Below are 7,562 nucleotides of genomic sequence, written 5' to 3'. Positions count from 1 at the left end.
GCTCAGCGAGAAGACGCTCTGCGAGCGGTCCTTTTTGATGATGGCGGGCTGGAACTCGACGCCATCGAGGAGCGACAGGCCACGCTTGCTCACCCCCGCAGCAGCGGCCTCCTTGCGGAACTCCTTGAGGAAGCCATCAAAGCCCTTGGCTGACGTGCCGCAGTTCGCGGCTTCCGCCGCTCCCGCCGCCAAAACAAGGGCCATGAGGCCTGCCGCCGCCGTCATCACGTTACGCATCCGCCGTCTCCCGATTCGTTTGCTTGGATCAGATCATGTGCGCTACGTCCGGCTTTCGTCAAATTCATGGCCATCCGCCGCTCCAAAAAACAAAAACCCCCGCCGCTGGCAGGGGTTTTCGGTCATCCGGTCATGAGGTCTCAGTTGGTCAGATAGACCGCCTTCTTGGCGCCGCAGCCATGTCCGCCCATGGCGGCCTTGGACTGGGCGTCTTCGCCGGTGGCGGTGGCAGGGGCCTCGGTCATGGCCGGTTCCGTCGCGGTGGGGACAATCTCCACGACCGCCGGGGCGGGCTGTGCCTGGGTTCCCGTGGCCTCTTCGGCCAGTGCGGGTGCTGCGATCACCGCCAGCAGGGCGGCGGCGGACAGAAGTGACTTCATCGGCGGTCTCCCTTGTTCAAACTTCCGAGACGTTAAAGCATTTCAGGCCGGAAGGCTCCACACAATCAGGTGATTGCGGCCAGTAGCGCCCGCAGCCGTTCAACGCGCGGGTCTGCCAGCGCCTCGCGGCGGCAGGCGAGCACGGCACAGGACTTCAGGATCACCCCATCATCCAGGATCTTGAGATTGTTGGCGGAAAGCGTCGAGCCCGTGGTCGTGATGTCGACGATGATCTCGGCAATCCCCGCCGCGGGCGCCCCTTCGGTCGCCCCCAGGCTCTCCACGATGCGATAGCCCGTAACACCCTTTTCCGCGAAGAAGCGGCGGGTGAGATTATGATATTTGGTTGCAACCCGCAGTCGCCGCCAGTGCCGCTCATAGAAGCTCTCGGCAATCTCGTCGAGGTCCGCCATGGTGGCCACGTCCAGCCAGCATTCGGGCACCGCCACGACCACATTGGCCGGGCCGAATTCCAGCCGCAGCAGCAGCTGAACGCCCGGATCGTCCGGCGAGACCTTCTCATGCAGCAGGTCCTGTCCGGTGACGCCCAAATCCACCTTCCCGTCACGCAGGTTCTGGGCGATCTCGGAAGCCGAAAGGAAGGCCACTTCCACGCCCTCCATGCCCGTCAGCAGGCCACGGTAGCCGCGATCCGCGCCCAGACGGTCGATGGTGAAGCCCGCCTTGGCGAGGCGTTCGGAGCTCGCCTCCATCAGGCGGCCCTTGGAAGGAATGGCCAGCGTCAGCGTTCTCATGCCAGCACCGTCTTGAGGCGATCCGTGTGGATGGCACAGCCGACCGCCGGAACCTTCACGGGCGAGCCCATGTCGGAGAGCAGATTGTCATAGCGCCCGCCGCCTGCGACCGAGACCGGCCCATGCGGCGTATCCACCTCAATCTGGAAGGTGAAGCCCGTGTAGTATTCAAGCTCGCGCCCGAAACCCGCCGCGAAATGGAAGCGGCGCGGGTTGAGGCCCAGCTCCTCCATCTCGAACAGGCGCTTGGCATAGTACGCGCGCGCACCCTCGAAGCGGGCGCCGCCCTTGACGGTTGCAAAGGCTTGATCGATGCCCGATGCCTCGCCCGCGATGGCAAGATAATGATTGAGCGTGTCGGCCTTGGCGCGGTCCAGTGGTGTTTCCTGCCGGTCCGCCGCCTTGTTGGCGAGCCGTGCCGCGATCTCCGGCAGCTCGCGGCCGCCGACCAGCGGGAACTTGCGCGCGTCGATCTCCGCCTCGGCAACAGCCAGCGCATCGCCGCCCGCCACGCGGTCAACCAGCGGCGAAATCGACGTGCGGCGCGCCCCACGACCCGCGCAGAAGGAGTCGAGCAATTCGCGGAAGGCATGGGGACGCCAGAAGTGGTGGCGCAGCCGCTGCCGCCAGCGCGCCGGCATGTCAGTATCCTCAAGAAGAGCGGAGAACAGCCCAAGATCGCCGAAACTCACGCGATAGCGCGAGAGGCCCGCGGCCTCCAGCGCCGAGATCGTCAGCTTCAGCACACGCGCCTCGGCTGAGACGGGCTCTCCCGCACCGAACCATTCAAGCCCCGCCTGGGTGAATTCCTGCGGGCTCAGCAGCTCGTCGGGAAAGCGGAAGGCAGGTCCTGCATAGCAGTAGCGCCGCTCTGCCGCGGGGTCCTTTGCATGGCTCAAATGATAGCGGCAGGCAGGAACGGTGAGGTCGGGCCTGAGGCACATTTCCGCGCCTGAGGGATCGGTAAACACGAAGGTCCGTGCACGGATGTCTTCGCCCGAGCGCTCGAGGAAAATGTCGGCCGGCTGGATGATGTCGGGTGCGATGTGGTCGAAACCGCTACGCTCGAACACCGCCATCAGCGCCACGTTCTGGCGCTCCAGCGCTTCGCGTTCGGCGCTCGATTTTCCGGCCATTACTGCGCCAGCGCCTTCTTCACGGCAGAGACGAGATCGGCCTCGGCAACCGAAAACTGCGCCAGCCGCTGCGCGGCATATTCCTCGCGGCTCGCAATGTTGCTGGCAAGCTCGGACCCCAGCCGCAGATCCTTGATCTGCACCTCTCCTTTCAGCTTCTCGTCACCGCCCTGGATGACGACGAGGGCAGCACCGCGCTTGTCGGCATATTTCATCTGAGCTTTCATGCCTGCCGTGCCGACATACATCTCTGCGCGAACATTTTCGCTGCGGAGCGCACGGACCATGCTCCAGTAATCACCCTGCCTATCCTTGTCCAATACAAGCACAACAACGAGTGGTTTGGGGGCTACTTCCTCAGCCTTCCCAACAAGCTTCAGAGCCGAGTACAGCCGCGACACGCCAATCGAGAATCCCGTCGCCGGCACCTGCTGCCCAGTGAAGCGCGCCACAAGATCGTCGTAGCGCCCACCACCGCCGACGGACCCGAAGCGCACGGTCTTGCCGTCCTCGTCCTTCGTCTCCATCAGCAGTTCGCATTCAAAAACGGGGCCTGTGTAATACTCGAGGCCGCGGATGACAGAGGTATCGAATTTAATTCGATCAGGCCCGTACCCAGCCGATTCCCACAAACGGCGCATCTGATCTATTTCAGAGATTGCTTCGATGGTGAGTGGGTGAGCAGCAAGAATGCGTTTGTTTTCACTTAGCGTGGGAGGGTTCTGGATGAAAATTCCACCTTTCATGTCCGCAAGCTCGGGGTTGTCTCTGGGCTGTACAATTGCACCTGGGACTGAAAAGACGACTCCCTGCAGGAACTCCATCACCACCTGGATTGCGGCTTCATCCATTCCGGCGCCCTTGGTAAAGTCACCGCTTTCGTCCCTCCTGCCTTTACCAAGAAGCAACCGCACTCCCTGTTCACCAAGCTTGTCATACTTGTCCATTGCACGAAGGGTGGTGAGCCGGGTTCCGTCCACGTCCGGGAGCTGCAGCCCTAGCGTTAGCATTAGGGCGTCAAGCAACTTTCTGTGATTAACTTTGATAACATACTGCCCGCGCTCCAGCCCCAGCGCCTCCATCGTATCCGCCGCCATCATGCAGACCTCTGCATCGGCGGCGGGCGAGGCGGAGCCCACCGTGTCGGCGTCGAACTGCATGAACTGGCGGTAGCGGCCGGGGCCCGGCTTCTCGTTGCGGAACACCCAGCCCTGGCGGTAGCTGCGGTAGGGGGTGGGCAGCTTCTGGCTGTTCTCGGCCACGAAGCGGGCGAGCGGGGCTGTCAGGTCATAGCGGAGCGATAGCCACTGCTCGTCATCGTCCTGGAAGGAGAAGACGCCGGCATTGGGCCGGTCCTGGTCGGGCAGAAATTTGCCGAGTGCATCGGTGTATTCGATGAAGGGCTGCTCCACCGGCTCGAAGCCATAGGCTTCATAGACGTCCTGGATGGTGGCCAGCATGCGGCGCACGCCCCGGATCTCGTCCGGCCCAATGTCACGGAAACCCTTGGCAACGCGCGCCTTCGGGCGGTGTTCCTTGCTCATGTCAAGACAACTCGCTGAATTTGCGGGTTATCTAGAGGAATGGGGGGCGGGGGGCAACCATCATGCAGGCGGATGATTGTCCCCTTCTCCCGTCGCCACGCGATGGGAGAAGGTCCCCGAAGGGGGGATGAGGGCCTCTTTCCGCGAGTCCGTCGCGTGGAAAGAGGCCCTCATCCGGCCTGTCGGCCACCTTCTCCCATTGCTTCGCAACGGGAGAAGGGGAAGCTCATTGGCTATTTGTCCCGCCGCACGGTCTGGAACTGCTCGCCCAGGCCATCAATGCCCAGCCGCATGGTGTCGCCCGGCTTCAGGTAGCGCGGCGGCTTCATGCCCATGCCGACGCCCGGCGGCGTGCCGGTGGTGATGATGTCGCCCGGCATCAGCGTGAAGAACTCGGAGAGATAGGCCACGATGTGAGCCACACCGAACACCATGGTGGATGTCGAGCCATCCTGCACGCGCTTGCCATTGACTTCGAGCCACATGTGCAGCTTCTGCGGGTCCTCCACCTCATCCGCCGTGACGAGCCAGGGGCCGACGGGGCCGAAGGTGTCGTAGGACTTGCCCTTGGTCCACTGGCCGGAACGCTCCACCTGGAATTCACGCTCGGACAGGTCGTTGATGGTGCAATAGCCCGCGACATGGGCCATCGCGTCCTTCTTCTTGATGTTCTTGGTCTTGGACCCGATGATGACGCCAAGCTCGACCTCCCAGTCCGACTTCTTGGACTTGGGCGGCAGCGTCACGTCATCGTAAGGGCCCGAGAGGCAGCTCACCTGCTTGGTGAACACCACAGGCTCCTTCGGCACCTGAAGACCCGATTCCGCCGCATGGTCGGAATAGTTGAGGCCGATGGCGATGAACTTCTGCGGATTGGCGATACACGCACCAATGCGGGGCTTGCCGCGCACAAGCGGCAGCGATTCCGGCTTGATCTTCTTCAGCCGCGCCAGCCCCTTGGGGCCGATCGCCTCGCCCGAGATGTCGCCGACCACGGCGGAGAGGTCACGGATCTTGCCGTCCTTGTCGAGCATGCCCGGCTTTTCCTTGCCGGCGGCCCCATAGCGCAGAAGCTTCATATGCAGTCCCCCATTTCGGTTCTGATTTGCGGATGGCGCAAAATGACGGCGAATTGGGGATAAGTCAAAAGGCTTCCGCACCGTCTCCTTATCCCTCTCCCCCCTCCGGGGGAGAGGGAAGGGTGAGGGGGCGCATCCGCAGGTCCGGACGGCTGACGTCTCACGCGCGGAGAGACCCCCTCACCCTACCCTCTCCCCCGGAGGGGGAGAGGAATAGAATGACAGGCATCTCTACCGCGTAATGATCACATGCATGTTCTTCGGCCCATGAGCAGGCCGCACGATGGTTTGCTCGATGTCGCCGGTGCGCGACGGGCCGGAGATCATGTTCACCGTGCGCGGCATCACGCCTTCGCCGAAGGCCTGGCGGAGCTTGGTCCATGCCTCCTCATAGCTGGCGAAGATGGCGGAGGCTTCCAGCACGACAATATGGACCTCGGGCAGGAAGTTGAGTGTCGTCGGATTGTCCGCACCCGACACCTGGATGATCGTCCCGGACTCGGCCACGCCCGCAAAGGCGCGGGTGACCGAGGCACGGTCTGAGTCCTGGGCGCGGCCCTCCGCCACTTCGAGGGCGCCGCCGCGGTGCCAGGGAAGCTTTGCCAGAACCGGGTCAGCACCGCGCCGCACATGGGCGGGCAGGTTGCTGTTGCGGAGATAGTCCGCCACCGCCTGCGGCACGTCTTCCATGTGGTCGAGGATCTCGACCGAGCCGCCCACCGCCTCCATCATCTCGATGAAGACGTTGATGCGATGCGCCTCATCGCCAATGCCGCGCGCGGGGATGAGGTTCCGCGGATGCTGCGCAATGCGCTGTGCCACCACGGCGCGGCGCACGTCATCGGGCTCCTTCGCCACCTTGGCGCGGATGCGGGCCAGCATGGCCTCACGCGCGCTCATGAGCGGCGCTCCTTCCACAGCTGGTGGAAGGTCTTGCCCTGCGGTGCGGGGAAGTCGCGATATTGCGTCCAGCCCGAGGCGAAAGGCACTTTCGAAAGCCGTCCCTTGCCATGGCCCTGGTTGGTCAGCACGCGGGCGGCCAATGCCGTGGCCTTGCGATAAAGCGAAGGCCGCTTGGCGAGCCAGGCCCAGGCGCCGATCCCGAAGCGCATGGCGCTGGGCTGCAGGTGCTTTTCGAATTCCTTCTCGCGCCAGTGGCGCAGCAGGCGCGGCAGCGGAATGCGCATCGGGCACACCTCCTCGCAACGGCCGCAGAAAGTCGATGCATTGGGCAAATGCTTGGCATTCTCGATGCCGACGAGTGCGGGGGTGACCACGGAGCCGATGGGGCCGGGATAGACCCAGCCATAAGCATGCCCACCCACCGCTTGATAGACCGGGCAGTGGTTGAGGCAGGCGCCGCAGCGGATGCAGCGCAGCATGTCCTGGAATTCCGTGCCCAGCACATTGGAGCGGCCATTGTCGAGGATCACCACGTGATACTCGACCGGCCCATCCGGGTCGCCCGCACGGCGCGGGCCCGTGGAGAGTGTGGTGTAGTTCGAGAACTCCTGCCCCGTGGCCGAGCGCGCCAGCACGCGCAGGATGGTCGAGGCATCTTCCAGCGTCGGCACGATCTTCTCGATGGACGCAATGACGATGTGCACCTTGGGCAGGATCTGCGTCAGGTCGCCATTGCCTTCATTCGTCACGATGATCGAGGTGCCCGTCTCCGCGATCAGGAAATTGGCGCCGGTAATGCCAACATCCGCTGCGAAATATTTCTGCCGCAGCACGGTGCGCGCCTCTTCCACGAGGGCGGGAATCTCGGTCAGGTCGCGCTTGGGGTCGAGGTGGGTGTGGGCCTTGCGGAAATCCGCCTCGATCTGGTCGCGCGTCAGGTGCACGGCGGGGGCGATGATGTGCGAGGGCCGCTCATTGCGGATCTGGATCAGATATTCGCCCAAGTCCGTCTCGACCGGCTCGATGCCATTCTCGCTCAGGTAATGATTAAGCTCGATCTCTTCCGAGATCATGGACTTGCCCTTGGTCGCCATCTTCGCGCCCACGCCGCGGCAGATCTTGAGGATCGCAGCGCGCGCCTCATCCGCCGTATCGGCCCAGTGCACATGGCCGCCTGCGTCCTTCACCTTCGCCTCGTAACGCTCGAGGTAGATGTCGAGATGCTCCAGCACATGGTCCTTGATGTCGCGCGCCTGGTCACGCAGCGCATCGAATTCAGGGAGTCCGTCGCGCGCCTTGGACCGCTTCTGGATGAAGCGCGGGCCCGTCTCCGTCATGGCATATTGCAATTGCCCGTCGGCCAGCGCCTTGGAGACATTCTTGGGGAAGGTTTCGCTTGAAATATCCATCATTCGGCCTCCGCGATGGGCGGGGTTGCTTTGTCGCCCGCCAGCACCTCCGCGATGTGGCGCACCTTCACGGGCGATCCTTCGCGCTTGAGCTTGCCGGCCATGTTCATGAGGCAGCC

7 protein-coding genes and 2 pseudogenes are annotated in these 7,562 nt (G+C 63.5%); all 9 read right to left on the bottom strand.

Going from position 1 to position 7,562, the window contains the following annotated elements; all coding sequences use genetic code 11:
• Positions 1-237 (bottom strand): annotated as a pseudogene (locus tag ACILRA_RS16720) (lytic murein transglycosylase); the annotation flags it as partial.
• Between the two features lie 140 nt (positions 238-377).
• Positions 378-617, bottom strand: a complete 240-nt coding sequence (locus ACILRA_RS16715) for a hypothetical protein (RefSeq protein ID WP_395663202.1) — start codon at positions 615-617, stop codon at positions 378-380.
• 65 nt (positions 618-682) lie between these two features.
• Positions 683-1,372 (bottom strand): ATP phosphoribosyltransferase, encoded by a 690-nt coding sequence (gene hisG / locus ACILRA_RS16710; protein ID WP_395663201.1) that lies wholly within the window; start codon positions 1,370-1,372, stop codon positions 683-685.
• The gene (locus ACILRA_RS16705) at positions 1,369-2,508 is read right to left on the bottom strand and encodes an ATP phosphoribosyltransferase regulatory subunit (protein ID WP_395663200.1); all 1,140 of its coding nucleotides are present in this window, start codon (positions 2,506-2,508) and stop codon (positions 1,369-1,371) included. Before ACILRA_RS16705 ends, hisG begins: the two co-directional genes overlap by 4 nt.
• Positions 2,508-4,052 carry a histidine--tRNA ligase gene (gene hisS, locus ACILRA_RS16700; protein WP_395663199.1) on the bottom strand — a complete coding sequence of 515 codons (1,545 nt, stop codon included), beginning with the start codon at positions 4,050-4,052 and terminating at the stop codon, positions 2,508-2,510. The genes ACILRA_RS16705 and hisS overlap by 1 nt, the downstream gene beginning before the upstream one ends.
• Positions 4,053-4,285: 233 nt before the next feature.
• Positions 4,286-5,131 (bottom strand): fumarylacetoacetate hydrolase family protein, encoded by an 846-nt coding sequence (locus ACILRA_RS16695; protein WP_395663198.1) that lies wholly within the window; start codon positions 5,129-5,131, stop codon positions 4,286-4,288.
• 231 nt (positions 5,132-5,362) lie between these two features.
• The gene (locus ACILRA_RS16690) at positions 5,363-6,031 is read right to left on the bottom strand and encodes a lactate utilization protein C (protein ID WP_395663197.1); all 669 of its coding nucleotides are present in this window, start codon (positions 6,029-6,031) and stop codon (positions 5,363-5,365) included.
• Complete coding sequence (locus ACILRA_RS16685; protein ID WP_395663203.1) at positions 6,028-7,443, bottom strand: LutB/LldF family L-lactate oxidation iron-sulfur protein; 1,416 nt, start codon at positions 7,441-7,443, stop codon at positions 6,028-6,030. Before ACILRA_RS16685 ends, ACILRA_RS16690 begins: the two co-directional genes overlap by 4 nt.
• A pseudogene (locus ACILRA_RS16680) lies at positions 7,443-7,562 on the bottom strand ((Fe-S)-binding protein); the annotation flags it as partial. The pseudogene ACILRA_RS16680 and the gene ACILRA_RS16685, both read right to left, overlap by 1 nt.

The organism is Aestuariivirga sp., assembly GCF_044239095.1.
In the GTDB taxonomy this organism is placed as follows: domain Bacteria; phylum Pseudomonadota; class Alphaproteobacteria; order Rhizobiales; family Aestuariivirgaceae; genus Aestuariivirga.
This window is presented reverse-complemented; position numbering and strand designations above follow the sequence as displayed.

Excerpts from the sequence above, each read along its gene's own strand:
- ACILRA_RS16715 (WP_395663202.1), bottom strand. The coding sequence starts at position 617 with ATGAAGTCACTTCTGTCCGCCGCCGCCCTGCTGGCGGTGATCGCAGCA.
- hisG (WP_395663201.1), bottom strand. The coding sequence starts at position 1,372 with ATGAGAACGCTGACGCTGGCCATTCCTTCCAAGGGCCGCCTGATGGAG.
- ACILRA_RS16705 (WP_395663200.1), bottom strand. The coding sequence starts at position 2,508 with ATGGCCGGAAAATCGAGCGCCGAACGCGAAGCGCTGGAGCGCCAGAAC.
- hisS (WP_395663199.1), bottom strand. The coding sequence starts at position 4,052 with ATGAGCAAGGAACACCGCCCGAAGGCGCGCGTTGCCAAGGGTTTCCGT.
- ACILRA_RS16695 (WP_395663198.1), bottom strand. The coding sequence starts at position 5,131 with ATGAAGCTTCTGCGCTATGGGGCCGCCGGCAAGGAAAAGCCGGGCATG.
- ACILRA_RS16690 (WP_395663197.1), bottom strand. The coding sequence starts at position 6,031 with ATGAGCGCGCGTGAGGCCATGCTGGCCCGCATCCGCGCCAAGGTGGCG.
- ACILRA_RS16685 (WP_395663203.1), bottom strand. The coding sequence starts at position 7,443 with ATGGATATTTCAAGCGAAACCTTCCCCAAGAATGTCTCCAAGGCGCTG.